The organism is Pseudomonas neuropathica (assembly GCF_051174785.1).
Lineage (GTDB): Bacteria > Pseudomonadota > Gammaproteobacteria > Pseudomonadales > Pseudomonadaceae > Aquipseudomonas > Aquipseudomonas neuropathica_A.
Genome location: NZ_CP195111.1, coordinates 1,317,852 through 1,343,550, shown reverse-complemented (window position 1 = coordinate 1,343,550; position 25,699 = coordinate 1,317,852). Strand labels below are relative to the sequence as shown.

Annotated in this window: 18 protein-coding genes; 12 read left to right on the top strand and 6 right to left on the bottom strand. The window is 58.8% G+C overall.

Going from position 1 to position 25,699, the window contains the following annotated elements; all coding sequences use genetic code 11:
- Window positions 1–138: 138 nt before the first annotated feature.
- Window positions 139–2,061: an ATP-binding cassette domain-containing protein gene (locus ACRRSD_RS06055; protein WP_435037498.1), complete on the top strand. Its 1,923-nt coding sequence runs from the start codon at window positions 139–141 to the stop codon at window positions 2,059–2,061.
- A gap of 174 nt (window positions 2,062–2,235) precedes the next feature.
- Here the strand turns inward: ACRRSD_RS06055 and ACRRSD_RS06050 are convergent, their stop codons facing one another.
- Window positions 2,236–2,673: a universal stress protein gene (locus ACRRSD_RS06050; RefSeq protein WP_435037497.1), complete on the bottom strand. Its 438-nt coding sequence runs from the start codon at window positions 2,671–2,673 to the stop codon at window positions 2,236–2,238.
- 103 nt (window positions 2,674–2,776) lie between these two features.
- On the opposite strand from ACRRSD_RS06050, the gene ACRRSD_RS06045 reads away from it, so the two are divergent.
- The 7 genes from ACRRSD_RS06045 to ACRRSD_RS06015 all read left to right on the top strand — a co-directional run bounded on the left by ACRRSD_RS06045 (window position 2,777) and on the right by ACRRSD_RS06015 (window position 11,182).
- Complete coding sequence (locus tag ACRRSD_RS06045; RefSeq protein WP_435037496.1) at window positions 2,777–3,214, top strand: hypothetical protein; 438 nt, start codon at window positions 2,777–2,779, stop codon at window positions 3,212–3,214.
- Window positions 3,215–3,741: 527 nt separating this feature from the next.
- Window positions 3,742–5,889 (top strand): fatty acid oxidation complex subunit alpha FadB, encoded by a 2,148-nt coding sequence (gene fadB / locus ACRRSD_RS06040; protein ID WP_435037495.1) that lies wholly within the window; start codon window positions 3,742–3,744, stop codon window positions 5,887–5,889.
- 29 nt (window positions 5,890–5,918) lie between these two features.
- Window positions 5,919–7,094 carry an acetyl-CoA C-acyltransferase FadA gene (gene fadA / locus ACRRSD_RS06035; RefSeq protein WP_007910465.1) on the top strand — a complete coding sequence of 392 codons (1,176 nt, stop codon included), beginning with the start codon at window positions 5,919–5,921 and terminating at the stop codon, window positions 7,092–7,094.
- Window positions 7,095–7,192: 98 nt separating this feature from the next.
- Window positions 7,193–7,429: a DUF1653 domain-containing protein gene (locus tag ACRRSD_RS06030; RefSeq protein WP_007910467.1), complete on the top strand. Its 237-nt coding sequence runs from the start codon at window positions 7,193–7,195 to the stop codon at window positions 7,427–7,429.
- Window positions 7,430–7,543: 114 nt separating this feature from the next.
- Entirely contained in the window at window positions 7,544–10,174 is a 2,631-nt protein-coding gene (gene topA, locus ACRRSD_RS06025) for a type I DNA topoisomerase (protein ID WP_435037494.1), read from the top strand.
- Between the two features lie 143 nt (window positions 10,175–10,317).
- On the top strand, window positions 10,318–10,842 hold the full coding sequence (locus ACRRSD_RS06020; RefSeq protein WP_435037493.1) for a DUF6586 family protein: 525 nt from the start codon (window positions 10,318–10,320) through the stop codon (window positions 10,840–10,842).
- A gap of 106 nt (window positions 10,843–10,948) precedes the next feature.
- Window positions 10,949–11,182: a hypothetical protein gene (locus ACRRSD_RS06015; RefSeq protein WP_007910471.1), complete on the top strand. Its 234-nt coding sequence runs from the start codon at window positions 10,949–10,951 to the stop codon at window positions 11,180–11,182.
- A 90-nt stretch (window positions 11,183–11,272) separates the two neighbouring features.
- Here ACRRSD_RS06015 and sulA read toward each other — a convergent pair whose 3' ends face one another.
- Window positions 11,273–11,746 carry an SOS-induced cell division inhibitor SulA gene (sulA, locus tag ACRRSD_RS06010; protein ID WP_038369380.1) on the bottom strand — a complete coding sequence of 158 codons (474 nt, stop codon included), beginning with the start codon at window positions 11,744–11,746 and terminating at the stop codon, window positions 11,273–11,275.
- A 10-nt stretch (window positions 11,747–11,756) separates the two neighbouring features.
- Window positions 11,757–12,365: a transcriptional repressor LexA gene (gene lexA, locus ACRRSD_RS06005; protein ID WP_003226590.1), complete on the bottom strand. Its 609-nt coding sequence runs from the start codon at window positions 12,363–12,365 to the stop codon at window positions 11,757–11,759.
- Between the two features lie 230 nt (window positions 12,366–12,595).
- Here lexA and ACRRSD_RS06000 point away from each other — a divergent pair, with 230 nt between their 5' ends.
- The 4 genes from ACRRSD_RS06000 (at window position 12,596) to ACRRSD_RS05985 (ending at window position 18,525) form a co-directional block, all read left to right on the top strand.
- On the top strand, window positions 12,596–13,303 hold the full coding sequence (locus ACRRSD_RS06000; RefSeq protein ID WP_016986747.1) for a TetR/AcrR family transcriptional regulator: 708 nt from the start codon (window positions 12,596–12,598) through the stop codon (window positions 13,301–13,303).
- Between the two features lie 158 nt (window positions 13,304–13,461).
- Entirely contained in the window at window positions 13,462–14,472 is a 1,011-nt protein-coding gene (nagZ, locus tag ACRRSD_RS05995) for a beta-N-acetylhexosaminidase (RefSeq protein WP_435037492.1), read from the top strand.
- A 12-nt stretch (window positions 14,473–14,484) separates the two neighbouring features.
- Entirely contained in the window at window positions 14,485–15,222 is a 738-nt protein-coding gene (locus ACRRSD_RS05990; protein WP_007910483.1) for an S-methyl-5'-thioinosine phosphorylase, read from the top strand.
- 9 nt (window positions 15,223–15,231) lie between these two features.
- Entirely contained in the window at window positions 15,232–18,525 is a 3,294-nt protein-coding gene (locus ACRRSD_RS05985) for an SNF2-related protein (RefSeq protein WP_435037491.1), read from the top strand.
- A gap of 169 nt (window positions 18,526–18,694) precedes the next feature.
- On the opposite strand, the gene ACRRSD_RS05980 is transcribed toward ACRRSD_RS05985, so the two are convergent.
- From ACRRSD_RS05980 to mfd, 3 genes are read right to left on the bottom strand one after another with little or no spacing between them, the layout of a single operon-like run.
- Window positions 18,695–21,385 (bottom strand): DEAD/DEAH box helicase, encoded by a 2,691-nt coding sequence (locus ACRRSD_RS05980; RefSeq protein ID WP_435037490.1) that lies wholly within the window; start codon window positions 21,383–21,385, stop codon window positions 18,695–18,697.
- Window positions 21,386–21,396: 11 nt separating this feature from the next.
- Window positions 21,397–21,978, bottom strand: coding sequence for a CsiV family protein (locus ACRRSD_RS05975; RefSeq protein WP_435037489.1), 582 nt, complete (start codon window positions 21,976–21,978; stop codon window positions 21,397–21,399).
- 10 nt (window positions 21,979–21,988) lie between these two features.
- Window positions 21,989–25,438: a transcription-repair coupling factor gene (gene mfd, locus ACRRSD_RS05970; protein ID WP_435037488.1), complete on the bottom strand. Its 3,450-nt coding sequence runs from the start codon at window positions 25,436–25,438 to the stop codon at window positions 21,989–21,991.
- Window positions 25,439–25,699: the final 261 nt, after the last annotated feature.

The window sequence follows — 25,699 nt, the reverse complement described above, 5'->3', positions numbered from 1 at the left end:
CAGCAAGCGGCGAAAGCTTTGCCGGCCTCGCAGCACAAGTTCGCAACAAATGTTGTGCAGAGTGCTTCGACAGACAAATTGCCGGCCTGTTGAAGCCCTAAGTCAGGTAGAATGCGCGCCCGGTTTTTGGAGAAGCTCATGACCCTGCTCAAATTCAGCGATGTGTCCCTTGCGTTCGGCGCTATGCCGTTGTTGGACAAGGTGTCCTGGCAGATCGCCCGTGGTGAGCGGGTGTGCATCATCGGCCGCAACGGCACTGGCAAGTCCAGCATGATGAAACTGGTCAAGGGCGACCAGAAGCCCGATGAAGGCTCGGTGTGGCGTGCACCCGGTCTGAAAATCGGCGAATTGCCGCAAGAATTGCCGGTGGCCGACGATCGGACGGTGTTCGACGTGGTCGCTGAAGGCCTCGATGGCGTGGGTGCGTTGCTCGCCGAGTACCATCACCTCGCGCAGAACTGCGTCACTGAAGAAGACCTGAACAAGCTGATGCATGTTCAGCAAGACCTCGAAGCCCGTGATGGCTGGCGCTTGCAGACTCTGGTCGAAAGCACCTTGAGCCGTCTGCAACTGCCGGCGGACAAGACCCTCGCCCAGTTGTCTGGTGGCTGGCGTCGTCGCGTGCTGCTGGCACAGGCGCTGGTGTCCGAGCCGGATCTGCTGCTGCTCGACGAACCAACCAACCACCTGGACATCGGTGCAATTGCCTGGCTCGAAGAAGCGCTGAAAGATTTCCAGGGCGCAGTACTGTTCATCACGCACGACCGTTCGTTCCTGCAAAACCTTGCTACGCGCATTCTCGAACTGGATCGCGGCGGCCTGATCGACTGGAACGGCGACTACGCCAGTTTCCTCGTGCACAAAGAAGCCGCGCTGGCCGCTGAAGAAACCGCCAACGCGCTGTTCGACAAGAAACTGGCCCAGGAAGAAGTCTGGATCCGCCAAGGCATCAAGGCGCGCCGCACCCGTAACGAGGGCCGCGTCCGCGCCCTGAAAGCGTTGCGCGTCGAGCGTAGCGAACGTCGTGAACGTACTGGCAAGGCCAACATTCAGTTGGACACTGCCGACAAGTCCGGCAAGCAGGTGATGGTCCTCGAAAACGTGAGTTTCGCTCACCCGGGCGGCCCGTTCCTGATCAAGGATTTCTCGATGGTCCTGACGCGCGGCGACCGTATCGGTCTGCTCGGCGCCAACGGTACCGGCAAGACCACCCTGCTGAAACTGATGCTCAGCGGTCTGCAACCGACCAGCGGCAAAGTGGAAGAGGGCACGCGGATCGACGTGGCGTACTTTGACCAACTGCGTCATCAGCTGGATCTGGAAAAAACCGTGATCGATAACGTCGCCGAAGGTCGCGACTTCATCGATATCGACGGTCAGAGCCGCCATGTGCTGAGCTACCTCGGTGACTTCCTGTTCAGCCCGCAGCGTGCCCGCACGCCGGTCAAGGCGCTGTCGGGTGGTGAGCGTGCGCGACTGTTGCTGGCCAAACTGTTCAGCAAACCGGCGAACCTGCTGGTGCTCGACGAACCAACCAACGACCTCGACGTGGAAACCCTCGAGCTGCTCGAAGAAGTGCTGCTGACCTTCAACGGCACCGTGCTGATGGTCAGCCACGACCGGGCATTCCTCGACAACGTGGTTACCAGCACGCTGGTCTTCGAAGGTGAAGGCAAGGTGCGTGAATACGTCGGCGGCTATCAGGACTGGATTCGTCAGGGCGGTTCGCCGCGTCTGTTGGGCGTGACTGAAAGCAAGTCGGGCAAGGCTGACCTGAATTCGGCGGTGGTTACTGCCGAGCCTGCAGTAGTTGCTGCGCCTGCCGCCGCTGCCCCGGCTGCCAAGAAAAAGCTAAGCTATAAATTGCAGCGCGAGCTGGAAGCGCTGCCGGGCGATATCGACGCCAAGGAACAGCAGATTGCTGCGGTGGAAGCTGAAATGGCTGAATCTGGCTTCTATCAGCGCCCTGCGGTTGAAACGGCCAAGGTGATTGCTTCGCTGGAGCAGTTGCAGGCTGAGCTGGATGCGTTGGTGGAGCGTTGGGCCGAGCTGGATGCCTGATTGATCCGGATGTGAAAAAGCCCGGCGTTCAGTGATGAACGCCGGGCTTTTCATATGCGGGTGGAGACCCAATGTGGGAGCGAGCCTGCTCGCGAATGCGGTGTGTCAGGCGGCATTAATGCTGAATGTGCCGACGCCTTCGCGAGCAGGCTCGCTCCCACAATGATCAGTGTTTCAACGTTTGACCAGGTGGACGGCGAGGACATCGCAAGGCGCACCGTGCAGCACGTCATTCGCGGTCGAGCCGAGCAGCAGCGCCAGGCCATGACGGCCATGACTGCCGACTACGATCAGATCGCACTTCTGTTCCTTGGCGAAGTGATGGATTTCCTGACGTGGCTGGCCATAGTTAAGGTGGCAATCCGCGCTTTCAAGTTCCGCGTATTTGGCTTTCAGGCGTTCAAGGCGCTCCTTGGCTTGATCGAACTGCTGTTGTTGCAGTTGTGACAGATCCATCGGCACGTCGCCACCGAACGCCATGGCCATCGGCTCGACGATATGCACCAGTGACAGTTTGGCGCTATTGCTCGCCGACAGCTCTCGGGCGCGGTGAATCACAGGGTCGCACTCTTCGGTCAGGTCAACGGCGACCAGGATATGGGTGTAGGGCATGAGGTGCTCCTCGTGACGGTTCAATATTGGTAAGTATGGCTGGTTTCAAGCGCATTGGTTCCAAAGTGACACAATGGGCTCATCAAGAATTGGGAATAGAGATATGACGGTCTGGTTGGTGGTGTCAATCCTGCTGGTGGTTTTAAGTCCGCTGGCGTGGCTGCGCCCATCGCGCGCGCAAAGCGGTCGCATCGCCCTGCGCATGGAGGCTCGCCGCATCGGTCTGGCCATGCAGCTGGCGCCTCAGGAGTGGCCGCACTGGCTGGCGCAGGAGCCACCGAACCCGTGTGCGCAATATCATCGACCGCGCCGCAGCAAGCAGCCTGTCTGCTGGACTTACTGGCAGAAGTCGCCGGGTGTGTGGGTCAATCAATGGCAGGAAGTCTGCGATGACCCTGCGCTGCTTAATCATTTCGAAAAGTTGCCGAGCAACGTTTTCAAAGTCGAGGCAGACAAGCAGATGATCGCCTTGTATTGGGGTGAGAAGGGCGAAGCCAGCGTTTTGCAGGATATTGACGCCACTCTGAAAGCGCTGGCGTGAGGCGGGGACTTTTCCCACTGCAACGGTGGGGAAGGTCCGGCAGACGCGCAATAAAAAGCCCGACATGATTCATCGGGCGGGGTTGGCCAGGCAGGCCGGAAACTTTTTTGATGCTGATGGCGCCTGGAGCGCTCAGCGCATTTCCCTGTAGTCCTCCCAGCGTAGCCCTTTAAACAAGGGCCGCCGCGAATTAGGGCGACTTTTCTAACTATTGATTCTATGAATGGCTTCACATGCAGACGCGTGTTGCGGGTCTTTGTCTTACGGAAATGACCGCAAAGTCGCATTTCAACCCGTATTTTGGGCGATTGACAATTGTTGGAAATTCCGTGAAGGTGACGTACCCAAATCAAACGGGCGTATGAATTGAGCGTTTGTCTTACAGACTGCTCCTACAGAATCCCGACTATCGCGTTGGCGGGTGTGCCGGGTGGATTGGCGTCAGCATCGACGAAAAAGCGTCCTGCCGAGCCATTCGCCTGCGTCCGACGTGTACTGTTCAGCTTCCATATCGTGGAGATCAGTTGATGATTTACGAAGGTAAAGCCATCACGGTTAAAGCTCTTGAAAGTGGCATCGTCGAATTGAAATTCGACCTCAAGGGTGAGTCCGTCAACAAGTTCAACCGTCTAACCCTGAACGAACTGCGTCAGGCCGTAGACACCATCAAGGCAGATGCTTCGATCAAGGGCGTGATCGTCAGCAGTGGCAAGGACGTGTTCATCGTCGGCGCCGACATCACCGAATTTGTCGACAACTTCAAGCTGCCGGATGCCGAGCTGGTTGCTGGCAATCTCGAAGCCAACAAGATCTTCAGCGATTTCGAAGACCTCAACGTTCCGACCGTCGCGGCCATCAACGGCATCGCCTTGGGCGGCGGTCTGGAAATGTGCCTGGCGGCTGACTATCGCGTCATGTCGACCAAGGCCAAGATCGGCCTGCCGGAAGTCAAACTGGGCATCTACCCAGGCTTCGGCGGTACTGTGCGTCTGCCACGTCTGATCGGTGTCGACAACGCCATCGAATGGATTGCCTCCGGTAAGGAAAACCGCCCTGAAGACGCTCTGAAAGTCAGCGCCGTCGACGCCGTGGTTGCTCCTGAGAAACTGCAAGAAGCGGCCCTTGAGCTGATCAAGCGCGCCATCTCCGGCGAGTTCGACTTCAAGGCCAAGCGTCAGCCGAAACTTGAAAAACTCAAGCTGAACGCCATTGAACAGATGATGGCTTTCGAAACCGCCAAAGGTTTCGTCGCCGGTCAGGCTGGCCCGAACTACCCGGCGCCGGTCGAAGCGATCAAGACCATCCAGAAAGCCGCGAACTTCGGTCGTGACAAGGCGCTGGAAGTCGAAGCCGCCGGTTTCGTCAAACTGGCCAAGACCTCTGCCGCGCAGAGCTTGATCGGTCTGTTCCTGAACGATCAGGAACTGAAGAAAAAGGCCAAGGCCTACGACGAAATCGCCAAAGACGTGAAGCAGGCTGCCGTACTGGGCGCCGGCATCATGGGTGGCGGTATCGCCTATCAGTCGGCCTCCAAAGGTACGCCGATCCTGATGAAGGACATCAACGAGCACGGTATCGAGCAGGGTCTGGCCGAAGCCGCCAAACTGCTGGTTGGCCGCGTTGATAAAGGTCGCATGACCGCTGCGAAAATGGCTGAAGTGCTCAACGGCATTCGTCCGACCCTGTCCTACGGCGACTTCGGTCACGTCGATCTGGTGGTCGAAGCTGTGGTCGAGAACCCGAAGGTCAAACAAGCCGTACTGGCTGAAGTCGAAGGCCAGGTCAAAGAGGACACCATCCTCGCGTCCAATACCTCGACCATTTCCATCAGCCTGCTGGCCAAGGCCCTCAAGCGTCCGGAAAACTTCGTCGGCATGCACTTCTTCAACCCGGTGCACATGATGCCGCTGGTGGAAGTGATCCGTGGCGAGAAGTCGAGTGAACTGGCTGTTGCCACCACCGTTGCCTACGCCAAGAAAATGGGCAAGAACCCGATCGTCGTCAACGACTGCCCGGGCTTCCTCGTTAACCGTGTACTGTTCCCGTACTTCGGCGGTTTCGCCAAGCTGGTCAGCGCCGGTGTGGACTTCGTGCGTATCGACAAGGTCATGGAAAAATTCGGCTGGCCGATGGGCCCGGCGTACCTGATGGACGTGGTCGGCATCGACACCGGTCACCACGGTCGCGACGTAATGGCTGAAGGCTTCCCGGATCGCATGAAGGATGACCGTCGCTCGGCCATCGACGTGCTGTACGAAGCCAAGCGCCTGGGTCAGAAAAACGGCAAGGGCTTCTACGCCTACGAGGCCGACAAGAAAGGCAAGCAGAAGAAAGTCGCCGATCCATCGGTACTTGAAGTGCTGAAGCCGATCGTTTACGAGCAGCGCGAAGTCACTGACGAAGACATCATCAACTGGATGATGATCCCGCTGTGCCTGGAAACCGTGCGTTGCCTGGAAGACGGCATCGTTGAAACCGCCGCCGAAGCCGACATGGGTCTGGTCTACGGTATCGGTTTCCCTCCATTCCGTGGCGGTGCGCTGCGCTACATCGATTCGATCGGTGTTGCCGAGTTCGTTGCCCTGGCTGACCAGTACGCTGATTTGGGCGCGCTGTACCACCCGACCGCGAAGCTGCGCGAAATGGCCAAAAACGGCCAGAGCTTCTTCGGTTAAGCGCCCCCAACTAGAGTGAGAGTGAACTTATGAGCTTGAATCCTAGAGACGTCGTGATTGTCGACTTCGGTCGTACTCCGATGGGCCGCTCCAAGGGCGGCATGCACCGCAACACCCGCGCCGAAGATATGTCGGCGCACCTGATCAGCAAATTGCTGGAACGCAACGCCAAGGTCGATCCTGCTGAAGTCGAGGACGTGATCTGGGGCTGCGTCAACCAGACCCTGGAGCAGGGCTGGAACATCGCGCGCATGGCGTCGCTGATGACCCAGATCCCGCATACCTCGGCCGGTCAGACCGTCAGCCGTCTGTGTGGCTCGTCGATGAGCGCCCTGCACACCGCTGCGCAAGCGATCATGACTGGCAATGGTGACGTGTTCGTGGTGGGCGGCGTCGAGCATATGGGCCACGTGAGCATGATGCACGGTGTCGATCCCAACCCGCACATGTCGCTGTACGCGGCGAAAGCCTCGGGCATGATGGGCCTGACCGCGGAAATGCTCGGCAAAATGCACGGCATCACTCGCGAACAGCAAGACGCTTTCGGCGTGCGCTCCCACCAGTTGGCCCACAAGGCAACTGTGGAAGGCAAGTTCAAAGACGAAATCATCCCGATGCAGGGCTACGACGAGAACGGTTTCCTGAAACTGTTCGACTACGACGAAACCATTCGTCCGGAAACCACCCTGGAAAGTCTGGCGGCCCTCAAGCCTGCCTTCAATCCAAAGGGCGGCACCGTGACTGCCGGTACTTCGTCGCAGATCACCGATGGTGCTTCGTGCATGATCGTGATGTCGGCGCAGCGTGCACAGGATCTGGGTATCCAGCCAATGGCGGTTATTCGTTCGATGGCAGTGGCGGGTGTGGATCCGGCAATCATGGGCTATGGTCCAGTTCCGGCAACACAAAAAGCCCTGAAGCGTGCGGGCCTTGGCATCAACGATATCGACTTCTTCGAACTCAACGAAGCTTTCGCCGCACAGGCCCTGCCAGTGCTGAAAGATCTGAAAGTGCTCGACAAGATGAACGAGAAGGTTAACCTGCACGGCGGCGCGATCGCCCTGGGTCACCCGTTCGGTTGCTCCGGTGCCCGTATTTCCGGCACCTTGCTGAACGTGATGAAGCAGAATAGCGGCACCTTCGGGGTGGCTACTATGTGCATTGGTCTCGGCCAAGGCATCTCCACCGTCTTCGAACGCGTCTAAGCGTCTCGTCGATGGAAGCCGGGGCCAAGTGCCCCGGTTTTTGTTTTTGTCGATTTATTTTGTTTTTATTTTGAAAAAATTTGAGTGAGGGCCGAAGCATGCCGATACAACCTGGGCTCTACCAACATTACAAAGGTCCGCAGTACCGCGTATTCAGTGTTGCGCGGCATTCCGAGACCGAAGAAGAAGTGGTCTTTTACCAAGCCCTGTATGGCGATTACGGCTTTTGGGTACGCCCTCTGAGCATGTTTCTCGAGTCAGTCGAGGTTGACGGCGAGCAGGTGCCACGCTTTGCTTTGGTGCAAGCCGAACCGAGCCTTTTTTCCAAGGCATGAGGCGAGTGCGCACGGAACCCTGTGCTTGACCTCACCTTGTATCAACTATATATAGCGGTGCCGCGTCAGGCGCCAACCGCCTTTCACTTCTAGAATTCAGGAATTTTCTGATCCATGGGCAAATCGCTGGTCATTGTGGAATCCCCGGCTAAGGCCAAGACCATCAACAAGTATCTGGGTAACCAATACGTGGTGAAGTCGAGTATCGGCCATATCCGAGACCTGCCCACCAGCGGTTCGGTTAGCGCCAGCAAAGAGCCAGCCGCCAAGCGCGGCAAGGCAGCCGCGGGCGAAGGTCCGGTGCTCTCGCCGAAAGAGAAAGCGCGCAAGCAGCTCGTCTCGCGTATGGGTGTCGATCCCGATCATGGCTGGAAAGCCCAGTACGAGATCCTCCCGGGTAAAGAGAAGGTCATCGAAGAGCTGCGCCGGCTCGCCAAAGATGCTGACACCATCTATCTCGCAACCGACTTGGATCGCGAGGGGGAAGCCATTGCCTGGCACCTGCGCGAAGCCATCGGTGGTGACGACAGCCGCTACAAGCGCGTGGTGTTCAACGAAATCACCAAGAAGGCGATTCAGGAGGCCTTCTCGGAACCTGGCGAGTTGGACATCGATCGTGTCAACGCTCAACAGGCGCGTCGCTTCCTCGACCGCGTTGTGGGTTACATGGTCTCGCCACTGTTGTGGGCGAAGATCGCTCGCGGCCTGTCCGCGGGTCGTGTGCAATCGGTTGCCGTGAAGCTGGTCGTTGAGCGTGAGCGCGAAATCCGTGCATTCAACCCGGAAGAGTACTGGGAAGTGCATGCCGATCTCGGCACCACCAAAGGCTCGACCGTGCGTTTCGAAGTGGCTCGCGAGAAAGGCGAGGCCTTCAAGCCGCTCAACGAAGCCCAGGCCATGGCTGCGCTGGAGAAGCTCAAGTCTTCCAGCTACAGCATCGTCAAACGCGAAGACAAGCCGACCAGCAGCAAGCCTTCGGCACCGTTCATCACATCGACCCTGCAACAGGCTGCGAGCAACCGCCTGGGCTTCGGCGTGAAGAAAACCATGATGATGGCCCAGCGTCTGTACGAAGCCGGCTACATCACTTATATGCGTACCGACTCGACCAACCTCTCGGCTGATGCCGTGGCGATGGCGCGCACTTACATCGAAGACGAGTTCGGCAAGAAGTACTTGCCGGAAACGCCGAACGTTTACAGCAGCAAGGAAGGCGCACAAGAGGCTCACGAAGCGATTCGTCCGTCTGACGCCAACACCATTCCGAGCAAGTTGGCGGGCATGGAGCGTGACGCTGAGCGTCTCTACGAGCTGATCTGGCGCCAGTTCCTCGCTTGCCAGATGCTGCCGGCGCAATACTTGTCGACCACCGTCAGCGTAGGCGCTGGCGACTTCGAGCTGCGTGCCAAGGGCCGTATCCTCAAGTTCGACGGTTACACCCGCGTTATGCCGCAGATTGCCAAGCCGGGCGATGATGACGTGCTGCCTGATATGGCGCAGGGCGACGTGATGAAACTGATCAAGCTCGATCCGTCGCAACACTTCACCAAGCCACCGGCGCGTTACTCGGAAGCCAGTCTGGTGAAGGAAATGGAAAAACGCGGCATCGGTCGTCCTTCGACTTACGCTGCGATCATTTCGACCATTCAGGATCGCGGCTACGTGACCCTGCACAACCGTCGTTTCTACTCGGAAAAGATGGGTGACATCGTCACCGAGCGTCTGTCGGAAAGCTTCTCCAATCTCATGGACTACGGCTTCACCGCCGGCATGGAAGAGAACCTTGATGACGTTGCGCAGGGCGAACGCGACTGGAAAAACGTGCTGGACGAGTTCTACGGCGACTTCAAAAAGAAACTCGAAGTAGCCGAAAACCCGGACAGCGGCATGCGTGCCAACCAACCGGTCATGACCGACATTCCGTGCACCACTTGTGGCCGCCCGATGCAGATTCGTACTGCGTCGACCGGTGTGTTCCTCGGTTGCTCGGGCTACAGCCTGCCGCCGAAAGAACGCTGCAAGGCCACCGTCAATCTGGTGCCGGGCGATGAAATCGCTGCGGACGACGAAGGTGAGTCGGAATCGCTGGTGCTGCGTGGCAAGCATCGCTGCCCGATCTGCAGCACGGCGATGGACGCCTACCTGCTGGACGAGAAGCGCAAGCTGCACATCTGCGGTAACAATCCGGATTGCGCGGGCTACGAAATCGAAGAAGGCAGCTATCGCATCAAGGGCTACGAAGGTCCGAGCCTGGAATGCGACAAGTGCGGCAGCGAGATGCAGCTCAAGACCGGCCGTTTCGGCAAGTTCTTCGGTTGCACCAACCCTGAGTGCAAGAACACCCGCAAACTGCTGAAAAGCGGGGACGCGGCGCCGCCGAAGATGGATCCGGTGAAGATGCCTGAGCTGAAATGCGAAAAGGTCAACGACACCTACATCCTGCGCGACGGTGCGTCCGGTCTGTTCCTGGCCGCCAGTCAGTTCCCGAAAAACCGCGAAACCCGTGCTCCGCTGGTGATCGAGATTCTGCCGCACAAGGACGAGATTGATCCTAAATACCACTTCCTGTGCGAAGCTCCACAGAAGGATCCTGATGGTCTGCCGGCGGTGATCCGCTACAGCCGCAAGACCAAGGAGCAATACGTGCAGACCGAGGTCGATGGCAAACCTACCGGTTGGAAGGCGTACTTCGACGGTGGTAAGTGGACGGTTGAAGACAAGCGTACGAAGGCCAAAGCCGAGTAAGCGTTAGCCTGATACTGAAAGGCCGCATGAGAACCCTTGGGTTTACATGCGGCCTTTTTGTTTTGTGCTTGCGGTGGGATCGGCTGATCCACGACACTGTCCGGCCTGTGTGAAGCAATTATTTCGTTGTGGAGAGCGCCGTCATGGCTCACGAACTCTATACCCGCACCAACCAGAAGATCTATTTCGCCGGCTTATCGCTCGAAGCCCTGGCTCGTGCTGAAGAAGGGCGAGCAATGAATTCTCTGGCGCTGATTCAGGCCGGTCGTGAATCGGCCTTGTTTCACCTGTACGGCGCCTTGCTGGGGCTTTGTCATGAGATCGCGGGATTCTATCGTCTGCCTCAGGCCAATGCGCCGCGCGCCGAGATGCTGCTGACGCGTGAAGTGCTGGAGTCGATCGCGATTCCCGAATTGGCCGAAATGGTCGAGCTGGCGGGTAATTCGGAAACCTGGCTGGCGAAACTGCTGGCTGCGCATTCGGCGCTGTTTCAGCCGCCACGGGTGCCACACAAGCCCAAAGGGGATGTGACACAGCCGTTGATTCAGGCGATTAATCTGGATGAAGAAGACGCGCCAGAAGAGTTGAGTCGAGAGGAGCTGGAGAGCTGGCGGCAGAATCTGAAAGGCTTGGCGATTCGCTTTCGCGAAGGCTTGAACGAGTGCTGAGGGTGATTGACACGGTGGCAATCTGAAACATGCTGCTGGTCAAGATCCCGAGCGAAGCCTGAATGATGTCTATATAATCCCTGCCTTTCGTGGAGAACAGACCTATATGCCAACGTCCTTTCTAGAAATTGTCGAGTTACCAGACGGCCGAATCGAGCTGCGCAGGGCTGAGGACGAAGGTTCTCTGGTGACGCTGGATTTCTCCGACGATGCCAAGGCGTTCCTGCAAGGTCAGCATGTGGAGATCGCCAAGGCGATGTTAAGCGTCGGCGTGCAAATGGCCGGTCGTATGGTCGAAGGCGAATTTGATAAGGAAGAGGGGCCGCGGGTTCTTCATTGATCCCCGTCTTTTTTTTGATGTAACCGCTTCAGATCGGCTTCTCTGTCCTTGGAGAAGCCCTGCGCTTCACACAGCGCTTATTACCAATCTTCAACCCAAACGAATGTTCAGGCTCTGAGCGTCGCCTGTGCGTGCAGCGCTGATCAGTTGTTGCCGCGAGTGGGTGTTTAACGGGTTGAGCCAGGTGACCACCGTGTGACTGCGACCCAACCGTAGAGCTTCGCACGCCAGTTGCTGAGCGCTTTGAGCGCCACGTGGTTGCAGCAGCAAAATGCGTTCGCGGTTCAGGCCGGCATCCCGCAACCAGGTTTGGGTCAGGCTGGCAGGCGGTGCAATCAGTGTCAGCCAGCGCGCGTCCTGATCTTCGCTGAGTTCGCGAAGGATTGGCGCGAGCAGGTTCAGGCAGTTCCCGGTAGCCCCACGCAGTGACAGCTCACTGAATACTTCGGGTTCGGCAATCCACGGGCGCTCGACGACTTCTTTGAGGATCGGCGCCATCGGTTGCGCCAGAAACGCTTCGAATAAAGGCAGTTGTGTTTGCTGAGGGGTGTGTGGGAACTGCATAAAGCCTCCTTTAGCGGCGAATGACGCCGACACTCAAGCCTTCGATCACCAGTTCCTGATCTTTCAGGTCGACTTCGATAGGGGCGAACTCAGGGTTTTCGGCAATCAGCCAGACCTTGCTGCCTTCACGCTTGAAGCGTTTGACCGTTACTTCATCGCCGATACGGGCAACGACGACCTGACCATTACGTGCTTCGCGGGTGGTGTGCACGGCGAGAAGGTCACCGTCGAAAATGCCGATGTCCTTCATGCTCATTCCATGCACGCGCAACAGATAGTCGGCACGCGGATGAAAGAAGGCCGGATTGATGTTGCAGGATTCTTCGATGTGTTGCTGGGCGAGAATTGGCGCGCCGGCAGCCACGCGGCCGATGATCGGCAGGGTGGAGTCGTCAGCCTTGGCTTCGAAGCCAGGGATGCGAATGCCGCGAGAGGCGCCGGGGGTCATCTCGATTGCACCCTTGCGAGCCAGTGCCTTGAGGTGTTCTTCGGCCGCGTTCGGCGACTTGAAACCCAGTTCCTGAGCGATTTCCGCGCGGGTTGGCGGGTAGCCGTTGTCTTCGAGGCAGCGTTTGATAAAGGCCAGAATCTCGGCTTGGCGTGGCGTCAGCTTTAGCATATTGATCGCTCTGTCTTTTTATACAGTGACTGGGATTATATACAGTGAAGCGGCCTTGGCAATGGCCGTTTTTTTTGCCTGCCGCCGAACGGTCGGAAGAAGCGTTTATTAAAGCGTCTGCCTTGTGTGGTTAAATAGCTGACCGACCATTCCCAAAACGAACCGGCAGGCTTGACAAGGCACAGGCTGAAACGTATGTTTCAAACAAGTGTTTGTCAGGCGGAGTAGCCATGGCCCAGTCGGAAACCGTTGAACGCATTCTTGATGCTGCCGAGCAGTTGTTCGCGGAGAAAGGTTTCGCTGAAACCTCATTGCGTTTGATCACCAGCAAGGCTGGCGTCAACCTGGCAGCAGTGAACTATCATTTCGGTTCGAAGAAAGCCCTGATCCAGGCGGTGTTTTCGCGCTTCCTCGGGCCGTTCTGCATCAGTCTCGATAAAGAGCTGGAGCGGCGTCAGGCCAAGCCTGAAAACAAGCCGACGCTTGAAGAGCTGCTGGAAATCCTTGTCGAGCAAGCCTTGGTGGTCCAGCCACGCAGTGGCAATGACCTGTCGATCTTCATGCGTTTGCTCGGTCTCGCGTTCAGTCAGAGCCAGGGCCACTTGCGCCGTTATCTGGAAGATATGTACGGCAAGGTTTTCCGTCGCTACATGTTGCTGGTCAACGAAGCCGCACCACGCATTCCGCCGATCGAGCTGTTCTGGCGCGTGCACTTCATGCTCGGTGCTGCAGCGTTCAGCATGTCCGGCATCAAGGCCTTGCGTGCGATTGCCGAGACTGATTTCGGCGTCAATACCTCCATCGAACAAGTGATGCGTCTGATGGTGCCGTTTCTCGCCGCGGGTATGCGCGCTGAAACCGGCGTCACTGATACGGCCATGGCCACCGCGCAACTGCGTCCGCGCAGCAAATCAACGCCGGTCGCCGCCAAGGTTTAACCGCGCACGGGTGGGCGCGGCAGCTTGTATCCGCTAAGCTAGCCGCCCATGCCGACTCTCGTTCTGAAACCGAAATCCATAGATATTGCCGACCTGCCGAGCATCGCTCACGGCGGCGATTTGCTGTGGATCGGGTTTTTCGTTTTCAAGGAATCTCTATGACTGCTGGCCTGCAAGGCTCGTTGATGGTGGACGTCGCCGGTACCTGGCTGACGGCCGAAGATCGCCAATTGTTGCGTCAGCCCGAAGTGGGCGGCCTGATCATTTTCGCGCGCAATATCGAGCATCCGCGCCAGGTGCGTGAACTCAGCGCCGCGATTCGCGCGATTCGTCCGGATCTGCTGCTGGCGGTGGATCAGGAGGGCGGTCGCGTGCAGCGTCTGCGCCAAGGTTTCGTGCGCCTGCCAGCCATGCGCGCCATCGCCGACAATCCGAATGCCGAATACCTCGCTGAACAATGTGGCTGGATCATGGCCACCGAAGTGCTGGCGGTCGGGCTCGACCTGAGCTTCGCCCCGGTGCTCGATCTGGATTACCAGCGCAGTGCAGTCGTCGGCACCCGTTCATTTGAAGGCGATCCCGAGCGCGCCGCGCTGCTAGCCGGCGCATTCATTTGCGGCATGAACAGCGCAGGCATGGCCGCGACCGGTAAGCATTTCCCCGGCCATGGTTGGGCCGAAGCCGATTCCCACGTCGCGATCCCCAACGACGAGCGCAGCCTCGACGAGATCCGCGCCAACGATCTTGTGCCGTTCGCCAGACTGAGCAAACAATTGGCCGCGATCATGCCGGCGCACGTCATCTATCCGCAGGTTGACTCGCAGCCAGCCGGCTTCTCCCGCCGCTGGTTGCAGGACATCCTGCGCGGCGAATTGCAGTTCGACGGCGTGATCTTCAGCGATGACCTGTCGATGGCCGGAGCCCATGTGGTCGGTGACGCCGCCAGTCGTATCGAAGCCGCACTGACTGCCGGTTGCGACATGGGCTTGGTGTGCAACGACCGCGCTGCCGCAGAACTCGCCTTGAGCGCCGCGCAACGCATGAAGGTCAAACCATCGGCCCGAATTGCCCGTATGCGCGGCCAAGCATTCGCCAGCACCGATTACCGTCAGGATCCGCGCTGGCTTACCGCCATCGGCGCGCTCAAAGACGCTCAACTGATCGATTAAGGATTTTTCGCTATGACGGTTTACGCAATCATCGGTGGCACCGGCCTGACTCAACTCGAAGGTTTGACCATTCGCCAGTCACTGGCGGTGGATACGCCCTACGGCGCGCCCTCGGCCGACGTGCAGATCGGCGAATACGCTGGCAAGGAAGTGTTGTTCCTCGCCCGTCACGGCCACCCGCATCGCTTCCCGCCGCACAAGGTCAACTACCGCGCCAATCTGTGGGCGTTGAAGCAGGCCGGCGCCGAAGCGATCATCGCGGTGAACGCCGTGGGCGGGATTCATTCGGCCATGGGCACCGGGCATTTCTGCGTGCCACACCAGATCGTCGACTACACCAGCGGACGCGAACACACCTTTTTCGCCGATGATCTGGAGCATGTCACCCACATCGACTTCAGCTTTCCTTACAGCGAACCACTGCGTCAGCAATTGATTGCTGCGGTGGCTGCCGAAGGCTGTGAGTACAGCGATCAGGGCGTGTATGCCTGCACCCAGGGCCCGCGTCTGGAAACAGTCGCCGAGATCGTGCGTCTGGAACGCGATGGCTGCGACATTGTCGGCATGACCGGCATGCCCGAAGCGGCACTGGCCCGTGAGCTGGATCTGGATTACGCCTGTCTGGCGCTGGTGGTGAATCCGGCGGCGGGCAAGACCACCGAAGTGATCACCATGGCCGAAATCGAGCAGGCGCTGCATGACGGCATGGGTAAGGTGAAATCGGCATTGGCGCGGGTGTTGGCCGGCTAAGGATTGCCCATGAGCATTCTCATCGAACAGCTCAAGTCGTTGACCTGGACTCAGGCATTCAGTAGCAAGGCGCTGGCCAAGGCTCGCGCTTATGCCGCCGAGGACCGGGTAGAGATCATCGAAATCAATGACAGAAAGATCGAGGCGTTCTGCGTCGGTTCGGAATGTCAGGCGTATGAACAAAGCATTTACCTGTCCGAAGATCGGCTGGGTTCCGTCAACTTGCGTTGCCTGTGCAGCTGTCCTGTCGTAATCGACTGCAAGCACTGCGCTGCGGTGCTTTATCACTTGCAGGGCAGTGCTGATGATGCGTCTGAAAGTGACGCACAAATCCCTTTGGGGCGGGCGCTGGAGCATTGGCTTTCGACCATTCCCGTGCCGGCCAAACCCGCTGAAGAAGGCGCGCAAACCGCAGGCACGCGCCTGTTTTACAAGCTCAAGCCAACGCCTGTGAGCGGTAAGTGGCTGCTCGATATTTTCAAGGTTTCCCAGCTCAAGAGTGGCGAGTTACGCGAAGTCAAACCGATGTACTCGCTGGCGGAAATGCTCATGCGTCAGCCCGGCTACCTGTCCGAGCTGGATCTGCGTGTCGCCAGGCTGCTGGTTGCCATGCACTCCCACCACGCCTATTACAGCGGCTATCCGCTGGAAGGCAGCAGCGGCGCCGAACTGCTGGAAATGCTCCTGCGCACTTCGCGGCTGTTCCTCGATTTCGAGGACCTGCAACCGTTGGTGGCGGGCGCGAAACGTATCGGTCAGTTCGCTTGGGCCGAGCAGGCCGACGGCGGGTTCCGCGCGCAGTGGAGCAGTGCCGAGGCGGCGCAGGAAACCGTGCTGGCGCTGGAGCCGCTTTACTACCTGGATCGTGAACAGCGGCAGATTGGCCCTCTGTTCAATGAACTGGAAGAAAAACTGGCCAGCCATTTGACTCTGGCGCCGGACATCCCGGCGCGTCAGGCCATGCAGTTCAGCCATCGCATGAGCGCCGCGACGAGAATCCCGCCGCCACACCAACTGACCGAACGAGTCATCGACGACGTACTTCCGCAGCCGCAACTCACCCTCGTCAGCGGTCGGGAGCGCTCGCGCTGGGAATACGTTCTGGAGCACCGCGCCGCTCTGGTATTTACCTACAACGGTCAGCCGACGGTGGATCGCAACCCGGAAGTGATGATTCTCAACGGTACTGAAACCCAGCGCATTCAGCGCCAGCCTGCGGTGGAAAAGAAGCTGCGCCAGATCCTGCAAAAGCACGGCTTCAAGAAAGCCACGCGCAAGAGCTCGCTGGATCGTCCCGGTGAGATGTTCACGTTGCCGGATGATTCCGCCTGGCTCGGGTTTATGCACGAAGGGCTTGCCACGCTGCGCGCCTCGAACTGGGAAGTGGAGATCAGTCCCGGCTTTCATTTCAATGTGCAACCGGTTGAGCATTGGTACGCCGAGGTCGAAGAAGAGGCTGGGCATCAGTGGTTTGATTTGCAGTTGGGTATCGTCGTCAATGGCCAGCGCTATAGTTTGCTACCGATCCTTCTGCACTTGTTGCGCACTCAGCCGCGCTTGCTTGACCCGGTCAATCTGGCACAACGCAGCGATGACGAAAAACTCCTGATCGAACTGAAACCCAGCGTTTTTGGCGACCCATCGGGCGCCAAGGTCGCGCTGCCGCTGAGTCGGGTCAAGCCGCTGATGGCCACGCTGGGCGAGTTGTACCTGGGCGGTCATCAGGGCGATGCATTGCGCTTGAGTGTCCCGGACGCCGCGCGCTTGAGTATGCTTGATGGCGTACCGCTGGATTGGCAGGGTGGCGAGCGGCTGCGTACCTTTGCCAAGCGCCTGCAGAATTCCAGTCACACCCACGTCGCTGCGCCGGCCGGCCTTAACGCGCAACTGCGCCCGTATCAGCTCGAAGGCCTGAACTGGATGCAGACCCTGCGCGAGCTTGAAGTCGGCGGTATTTTGGGCGATGACATGGGGCTGGGCAAAACGCTGCAAACCCTGGCGCATCTGCTCACGGAAAAACACGCCGGTCGCCTCGATTGCCCGGCACTGGCGGTGATGCCGACCAGCCTGATTCCCAACTGGCTCGACGAGGCCGAGCGTTTCACCCCCCAGTTGAAAGTATTGGCGCTGCACGGCTCTGGGCGACAAAAGGATTTCGCTGATCTGGCTGAGTACGATCTGGTGCTGACCACTTACGCGTTGCTGCCGAGGGATCTGGAGACCTTGCAGCCGCAGTTGTGGAGCGTGCTGATTCTCGACGAAGCGCAGAACATCAAAAATCCGCTCAGCAAAGCCGCGCAAGCGGCCCGTGATCTGCAGGCCCGCCAGCGCTTGTGCCTGAGCGGCACGCCATTGGAAAACCACTTGGGCGAGCTTTGGTCGCAGTTTCATTTCCTCATGCCCGGTTGGCTCGGCGACAGCAAGTCTTTCAATCGCGATTACCGCACGCCAATCGAGAAGCACGGCAATGTTCAGCGCATGCAGCACCTGACGGCGCGGATCAAGCCGTTTTTGCTGCGCCGCAAAAAGGATCAGGTGGCCACTGAGTTGCCGCCGAAAACCGAAATCATCCATTGGGTGGATCTCAGTGACGGCCAGCGCGATGTCTATGAAACCGTTCGCGTGGCGATGGACAAAAAAGTCCGCGACGAAATTGCCCGCAGTGGCGTGGCGCGCAGTCAGATCATTATTCTGGATGCCTTGCTCAAACTGCGGCAGGTCTGTTGCGATTTGCGTCTGATCAACATGCCGCTGACGGCGAAGGCGCTGCGCTCCGGCAGTGGCAAGTTGGTCAGCCTGATGGAGATGCTTGAAGAGCTGCTCGGCGAAGGTCGCAGGATCCTGCTGTTCTCGCAGTTCACCTCAATGCTCGCCTTGATCGAGGAAGAATTGCAGCAACGTGACATTGCCTATTCGCTGCTGACCGGTGACACCACGGATCGACGTACGCCGGTGAAGGATTTTCAGGGCGGCAAGGTGCCGCTGTTTCTGATCAGTCTGAAAGCCGGGGGCACCGGTTTGAACCTGACCGCTGCGGACACGGTGATCCACTTCGACCCTTGGTGGAACCCGGCAGTGGAGAATCAGGCCACCGATCGCGCGTATCGAATCGGGCAAAACAACCCGGTGTTTGTTTACAAGCTGATTGCCCGTGGCACTGTAGAGGAAAAAATACAGGCGCTGCAGCAGGAGAAAGCAGCGTTGGCCGGGGCGGTGCTTGAGGGTGGGACGACGGGTGGCTGGAAGCTGGAGCAGGGGGACATTGAGGCGCTGTTTGCGCCGTTGCCTGTATCCAAGGTTTGAGCTTGGGTTTTAACCGTTATACCGAGGTGAGCCATTCGCGAGCAGGCTCGCTCCCACACTGGATCTGTGGCATTCACCAATCCAGTGTTCACAGGGATCTTGTGAATCACACAAATCTAATGTGGGAGCGAGCCTGCTCGCGAAAGCTATTTAACAGGCGACAAATATCTCAACGCTTGTCGAGCTTGTCCGGCAACGGCGCAAACAACGCTTCAATATCATCACTCTGCAACTTCCAGTCCCCGGCCTTGCGCCCATCCAGCACGCCTGCCGCCAAGTCGGACTTTTCCTTCTGCAGGTGCTGAATTTTCTCTTCCACCGTGCCCCGGGCAATCATTTTGTAGACGAATACCGGTTTCTCCTGACCGATTCGATACGCTCGATCGGTCGCCTGATTCTCGGTCGCCGGGTTCCACCATGGGTCGTAGTGAATCACCGTATCCGCCTCGGTCAGGTTCAAGCCGACACCGCCAGCCTTCAGGCTGATCAGAAAGATCTGACGCTTGCCACTCTGGAATTCCTTCACTGGCGTACGCCGATCGCGGGTCTGGCCGGTCAGCAGTGCATAGGCGACATTGCGTTTTTTCAGCTCGTCTTCGATCAATGACAGCATCGAGGTGAACTGCGAAAACAGCAGAATTCGCCGACCCTCCTCAAACAATTCCTCGAGCATTTCCATCAGGCTGTCGAGCTTGCCCGAAGTGCTGCCGCGAGCGGGCAGGGTGGCGTCGTTGACCAAGCGCAGATCGCAGCAGACCTGACGCAGTTTGAGCAGCGCTTCAAGAATGATGATCTGACTGCGCGCGACGCCTTTGCGGGTGATCTCGTCGCGGACTTTCTTGTCCATCGCCAGACGCATGGTTTCGTACACATCGCGCTGCGCTTCGTTGAGATCGACCCAATGGATGATTTCGGTTTTCGGCGGCAGTTCGGTGGCCACTTGTTCCTTGGTTCGGCGCAGCAGAAACGGTTTTATCCGACCGTTCAGGTGCTGAAGTCTGACTTCGCTGCCGCGCTTTTCAATCGGCACGCGGTAATCGGCGTTGAAGCTTTTCACGTCGCCGAGCCAGCCCGGCAGCAGGAAGTGGAACAGCGACCACAGCTCGCCCAAGTGGTTTTCCAGCGGTGTACCGCTCAGACACAGGCGCTGGCGTGCATTCAGTTCGCGGGCGGCCTGTGCGGCTTTGCTGTTGGGGTTTTTGATGTACTGCGCCTCATCCAGCACCAACACATGCAGCGGCTGCTTGGCCAGACGCTCGACGTCCTTGGGCAGCAGTGCGTAAGTGGTGAGGATCAGGTCGTAATCCGCCAGATTGTCGAAGTGCTTTTTGCGCGTGGCGCCGTACAGGGCAACCACTTTCAGTTGCGGCGTGAAGTGCGCCGCCTCATCGAGCCAGTTCGGAATCAGGCTGGTCGGCATCACCACCATGCACGGGCGATCCAGGCGTCCGGCGTTTTTCTCGCTGAGAATATGCGCCAGGGTCTGTAAGGTTTTACCCAGGCCCATGTCATCCGCGAGAATCCCGCCAACCTCCAGTTGCCGTAGTGATTGCATCCAGCTCAAGCCTTCAAGCTGATACGGGCGCAGCGTCGCATTCAAGCCTTCCGGCGCTTCAACGCTGAAATCACGAATGTCGCGCAGGCGTTGAGCGAACGTACGGATCTGCTCACCGCCCTCCCACAGCAGCGGGAGGCCTTCCAGAGAATTAAGTCGTGTTGCGTCGGCCTTGCTCAGGCGCAGGGTGGTTTCGCCCGGCTCCTGCAAATAGAACTCGCCGAGCGTCATCAATACCGGCTTCAACCGGCCCAACGGCAAAGCCACTTGCAACGGCCCATGCTCGCTGGTGCGTTGCGGAATGTTGACCAGAATCAGTTCATCATCGCGGCGCCGGGCGAGGCGTTCCGGGTTGAGGATTTCCGCGTGCGAACGCATCAGATTGAGCAGGATCGGCAACAGGCTCAGGCGCTCACCGTTGACGATGATCCCCAACTCCAGATCAAACCAGTCGCGCTCCGGTACCTGTTCTACGGTGGCGTACCAGTCATCCACCGCGGTCAGGTCGAAGCCGAATTCCTCATCGATCTGCAGCTCCCAGCCTTGGCTGCGCAGCTTCGGCAAATCGTTGAGGGTGAAGGTCAGCCAGGCGCTGTCATTGACCATCTCGTACAGCTCGCCGGCGCTTTCCGGCAGGGCTTTGCTCTGGCGCGTGGCGATGCGGAAGCCGAGAATGCGTAACTGTTCGCGGTAGGACTGTTCGACTTCAGGGTGACGTTTTATTCGCAGCGTCTGGGTTTCCTGACGAATCAGGATGTCGCTGTTCTTCTGCCCGCTGACGTATTCATCCAGATAGCTGAACGACAGCGCCGCGCGATGCTGGATGTAGCGCTGCATCTTGCCGTTGCGCGGTTCGAAGGCGCTGAATTCGACACTGGCCAGCCACAGGCGCGGCAATGGCTGCACGTTGTCTACCAGCACTTGTGGCGGTGCTTTCGGGCTGCGGTTTTCCAGCACGGCCTGGAGCTTTTCCAGTAATTCGGCGTCTTTGGCAGCGGCGGGGTAATCGAGGGTTTCCTGCACTTTCAGCAACACCGCCGCGCAGTGTTTGCAGTTGGTGCGCACCGGGCAGGTGCAGCCGGCATCGACCAGCAGCAAGGTGCCTTTGGCTGACTCGCGCAGGTGAATGGTCTGACGGTAGACGTTGCCGCCAGAGCCTTCGCAACTGGCGGTGATGGTCGCGTCACCGACTTGGGCGATGCGTACCCGGTTTTCCAGGGCGTAGCGGCGGCCACGCTCCAGGCTCTGTTCCTTGAATCGGCTGACCCAAGAGGGCGCCAACGGTTTACTCAGCGGCGGGTTCATAAGGACTTCGATCAGTCCGGAATCGCTTCAGGCGCTTCCCGTGGCGCAGGCGCGGTCAGGGATGTGATCTTGATCAGCAGGGCCAGATGGCCGTTGTCGAGATAGTTGAGTTGGCCGTTCTTGGTGTGGCTGTCCTGTTTCAGGCGCTCGCTGGCGGTGACTAGGCCATTGGCGTCGATCTGATTGACCCAGAAGTCGGCCGTCACGTCGGTGAAGCGCCCGAGCTTCATCTCCAGCGTGCCCTCGATCGGGAACTGACCGAACTGCTCCTCACCGTCGCTGACCGCAACTTTTGCCGGTGCTTCGCCGAGGGTTTGCTGCCAGGCTTTGTGCATCAGCACGCTGTAGTCGCCGCTGGTCGTTAGCTTGGTGACAACGTCATTCAGTGCAGGCGTGCGCTTGCTGTCATCGGGCAAGCGTTGGGCGCCAGCGGCCCAGTCTTCCGGCGCGGCACGGCTGACGATGGCCGGCACGGCGTTCTGGCGCACCAGAATCATTTCGACCTGATACAGGTCATCGGCGAAAACCGAGGGTGCTGACACTGTTATCAAAAGCGAGGTCAGCAGCAAAGTCAGCGAACGAAACAGGCGCATTGGGCGTCCTTCAAACAGATTTCGGGAGAAGGCGCTCAAACAGCGCCTCTACAGTATTAAAGCGCTCTTCCGGGCGTTCCATCGGTACCTGGAACTTGAACATCGTCGCGCCTTCGAATTTGTAGCGTTTCGGCTGGCTCTGGATCAGCTTGATCAGCGTCATCGGGTCGACCGGCGTCTGTGCGGCGAACTCGATACGCCCACCTTGCGGACCGCCATCGACCTTCTTGATGCCCAATTGCTCGGCCTGCAACTTCAATGCAGTGATGCGCACCAGGTTCTTGGTCGGCTCGGGCAACAAGCCGAAGCGGTCGATCATCTCGACTTGCAGATCCTTCAGGCCTTCTTCATCGGTCGCCGAAGCAATGCGCTTGTACAGGATCAGGCGCGCGTGAACGTCCGGCAGATAGTCTTCCGGAATCAGCGCCGGCACCCGCAGGTTGACTTCCGGGCCACCGCCGAGCGGCTGATCGAGGTTCGGTTGCTCGCCCTTGCGGATCGACTTCACCGCGCGTTCGAGCATCTCCATGTACAGCGTGAAACCCACCGCCTGAATCTGCCCGCTCTGGCCATCGCCGAGCAACTCGCCGGCGCCACGGATTTCCAGGTCGTTGGTCGCCAATACGAAACCGGCACCGAGATCCTGAGTGTTAGCGATCGCCTCAAGACGCTTTTCCGCGTCCGAAGTGATTTGCTGGCGCGGCGGCGTCAGCAGGTAGGCGTAAGCCTGGTGGTGACTACGGCCGACACGACCACGCAACTGGTGCAGTTGCGCCAGGCCGAACTTGTCGGCGCGCTCGATGATGATGGTGTTGGCGCTTGGCACGTCGATGCCGGTCTCGATAATGGTCGAGGCGATCAACACATTGAAACGCTTGTGATAGAAGTCGCTCATCACCTGTTCGAGTTCGCGTTCGCGCATCTGTCCGTGACCGATGCCGATACGAGCTTCCGGCACCAGTTCGGCGAGATCGGCGGCGCACTTCTCGATGGTTTTCACATCGTTGTGCAGGTAGTAAACCTGACCGCCGCGCAGCAGTTCCCGCAGCAGGGCTTCTTTGACCGTGCTTTTGTTCTGCTCCATGACGAAGGTGCGCACCGACAGGCGTCGCGCCGGCGGCGTGGCGATGATCGACAGGTCGCGCATGCCCGACACCGCCATGTTCAGCGTGCGTGGAATCGGCGTGGCGGTCAGGGTCAGAATGTCGACTTCGCTGCGCAGGGCCTTGAGCTGTTCTTTCTGACGCACACCGAAGCGGTGTTCTTCGTCGATGATCACCAGCCCGAGGTTTTTGATCTTGACGTCGTCGGACAGCAACTTGTGCGTGCCGATGACAATATCGATCTTGCCTTCCGCCAGATCGGCGATCGCTGCGTTGACTTCCTTGGCCGATTTGAAGCGGCTCATCACTTCCACGGTCACCGGCCAGTCGGCGAAGCGGTCGCGGAAGCTGTTGTAGTGCTGCTGGGCGAGCAGGGTGGTCGGCACCAGAATTGCCACTTGGCGACCGCCGTGCACGGCGATGAATGCGGCGCGCATGGCCACTTCAGTCTTGCCGAAACCGACGTCGCCGCAGACCAGTCGATCCATCGGTTTCGGCGCGAGCATGTCTTCGCGCACGGCTTCGATGGTCGATTGTTGATCCGGAGTTTCTTCGAACGGGAAACCGGCGCTGAACGTTGCGTAATCGGCTTTCGGGTCGGCGAATGCGTAGCCTTCGCGAGCGGCGCGACGAGCATAGATGTCGAGCAATTCAGCGGCGACATCACGCACCTGTTCGGCGGCTTTGCGCTTGGCCTTCTGCCAGGTTTCCGAGCCGAGGCGGTGCAGCGGGGCCAGGGCATCGTCGCTGCCGGTGTAACGCGCGATCAAATGCAGGTTGGCCACCGGCACGTACAGCTTGGCGTTCTCGGCGTATTCGAGGGTGAGGAATTCAGCCGCCTGATTGTCGATTTCCAGAATCGTCAGGCCCAGATAGCGACCGACACCGTGATCGATGTGCACCACCGGTGCGCCTTCGCGCAGCTCGGTAAGGTTCTTGATCACCGCGTCATTGCTGACGTCGCTGCGTTTTTCGCGGCGACGACGTTGCATCACACGCTGGCCGAACAGCGGACTTTCCGCGACCAGGGCCAGCGCCGGGTCATCCAGCATCAGGCCTTCGTCGAGCGGGGCAATGGTGATCGCCAGACGATCCTTGCTCGCGACGAAGTCCGGCCAGCTGTCGACGGTTTTCGGCCGCAGCTTCAGGCGTTCGAGCAACTCCAGCAACACTTCACGACGGCCGGCAGATTCGGCGGTAAACAGCACGCGACCGGGGAATTCATCGAGAAATGCCGACAGCGCTGCCAGCGGTTGCGTGGCTTTGGCTTCGATTGCCAGATTCGGCAGTGCCTGTGCCGGGAAGCGCTCGCGGCCGACACCGCTTTCCACGTCCTGCTGACTGGCAACCACGCGTGGCCAACTCTTCAAGCGAGCGAAACAATCTTCCACCGGCAGGAACAATTCCGCTGGTGGCAATAAAGGACGCGAAGGATCGACGCGGCGCTCTTCATAACGATTGCGCACGTCGTTCCAGAAGTTTTCCGCCGCTTGCTCGATGCCCGGCAACGAGAACACTTGGGTGTCCTGCGGCAGGTAATCGAACAGGGTCGAGGTTTCGTCGAAGAACAGCGGCAGGTAGTACTCGATACCGGCCGGAGTGATGCCGCTGCTCAGATCCTGAAAGATCGGGCAGCGCCGGAAGTCGACGTCGAAACGCTCACGGAAGCGCGCCTTGAAACGGGTAACCGCGTCTTTCTGCAGCGGGAACTCACGAGCCGGCAGCAGCTTGACCGAATCGACCTTGTCGATGGAGCGCTGGTTTTCCGGATCGAAGGTGCGCAGGGTCTCGATTTCATCATCGAACAGGTCGATGCGATACGGCAGTTTGCTGCCCATCGGGAACAGGTCGATCAACGCACCGCGCACGGTGAACTCGCCGTGCTCATACACCGTGTCGACGTAGCGATAGCCGCTGGCTTCAAGCCGCGAACGCATTTGTTCGACATCGAGCTTCTGTCCGACATCCAGCACCAGACTGCTGCCAAGCAGGAATTTGGTCGGCGCCAACCGGTGCAACGCTGTGGTGATCGGCACCACCAGCACGCCATGCGCCAGTTCCGGCAGCCTATAGAGGCTGGCAATGCGCTGGGAAATGATGTCCTGGTGCGGCGAGAACAGGTCGTACGGCAGGGTTTCCCAGTCGGGGAAATGCAGCACGGGCAAATCCGGGGCGAAGAAACTCAGCTCCTGTTCCAGTCGTTCAGCACTTTGGCTGTCGGCGGTCAGTAGCAGGGTGAAGCGCTTGGCAGCGCTGGCAGCCTCGGCAATCGCCAGGCTGAGGGCAGCACCGGGCAGATTGCCCCAATGCTGTTTACCTGCCTCGGCAGGGAGTTGCGGTAGACGCAGAACGGGCACGGAAGGTTGAGCTCCAGGCTTTGCGACAAAGTCGGTAATTGTAGCGGCGTCCGGTGTCGCCTGTCAGTTGCAGACTACGTCTATCTTCGATGTTTGCGAGAAATGTAGTGGTAACCATAAAAACCAGCGCTTTTTTAGCGATTATGTAGTGCCAAAAGTGGTTGGTGTTACGGAGGGTTACAGACATCGTCTAACAGTCGTCGAAAAATTGACATCGCTGGAAGCCACGTATTTACTGGGCTGGCGCGAGGTGTGATTTTT

What these genes read in the sequence shown, in the direction of transcription:
- ACRRSD_RS06050 (WP_435037497.1), bottom strand. Translation starts at nt 2,673, where the DNA reads ATGCCCTACACCCATATCCTGGTCGCCGTTGACCTGACCGAAGAGTGC.
- ACRRSD_RS06030 (WP_007910467.1), top strand. Translation starts at nt 7,193, where the DNA reads ATGCCGATACAACCTGGGCTCTACCAACATTACAAAGGTCCGCAGTAC.
- ACRRSD_RS06045 (WP_435037496.1), top strand. Translation starts at nt 2,777, where the DNA reads ATGACGGTCTGGTTGGTGGTGTCAATCCTGCTGGTGGTTTTAAGTCCG.
- ACRRSD_RS05975 (WP_435037489.1), bottom strand. Translation starts at nt 21,978, where the DNA reads ATGCGCCTGTTTCGTTCGCTGACTTTGCTGCTGACCTCGCTTTTGATA.
- ACRRSD_RS06000 (WP_016986747.1), top strand. Translation starts at nt 12,596, where the DNA reads ATGGCCCAGTCGGAAACCGTTGAACGCATTCTTGATGCTGCCGAGCAG.
- ACRRSD_RS05990 (WP_007910483.1), top strand. Translation starts at nt 14,485, where the DNA reads ATGACGGTTTACGCAATCATCGGTGGCACCGGCCTGACTCAACTCGAA.
- ACRRSD_RS05985 (WP_435037491.1), top strand. Translation starts at nt 15,232, where the DNA reads ATGAGCATTCTCATCGAACAGCTCAAGTCGTTGACCTGGACTCAGGCA.
- ACRRSD_RS06055 (WP_435037498.1), top strand. Translation starts at nt 139, where the DNA reads ATGACCCTGCTCAAATTCAGCGATGTGTCCCTTGCGTTCGGCGCTATG.
- fadA (WP_007910465.1), top strand. Translation starts at nt 5,919, where the DNA reads ATGAGCTTGAATCCTAGAGACGTCGTGATTGTCGACTTCGGTCGTACT.
- fadB (WP_435037495.1), top strand. Translation starts at nt 3,742, where the DNA reads ATGATTTACGAAGGTAAAGCCATCACGGTTAAAGCTCTTGAAAGTGGC.
- ACRRSD_RS06020 (WP_435037493.1), top strand. Translation starts at nt 10,318, where the DNA reads ATGGCTCACGAACTCTATACCCGCACCAACCAGAAGATCTATTTCGCC.
- ACRRSD_RS05980 (WP_435037490.1), bottom strand. Translation starts at nt 21,385, where the DNA reads ATGAACCCGCCGCTGAGTAAACCGTTGGCGCCCTCTTGGGTCAGCCGA.
- lexA (WP_003226590.1), bottom strand. Translation starts at nt 12,365, where the DNA reads ATGCTAAAGCTGACGCCACGCCAAGCCGAGATTCTGGCCTTTATCAAA.
- sulA (WP_038369380.1), bottom strand. Translation starts at nt 11,746, where the DNA reads ATGCAGTTCCCACACACCCCTCAGCAAACACAACTGCCTTTATTCGAA.
- nagZ (WP_435037492.1), top strand. Translation starts at nt 13,462, where the DNA reads ATGACTGCTGGCCTGCAAGGCTCGTTGATGGTGGACGTCGCCGGTACC.
- topA (WP_435037494.1), top strand. Translation starts at nt 7,544, where the DNA reads ATGGGCAAATCGCTGGTCATTGTGGAATCCCCGGCTAAGGCCAAGACC.
- ACRRSD_RS06015 (WP_007910471.1), top strand. Translation starts at nt 10,949, where the DNA reads ATGCCAACGTCCTTTCTAGAAATTGTCGAGTTACCAGACGGCCGAATC.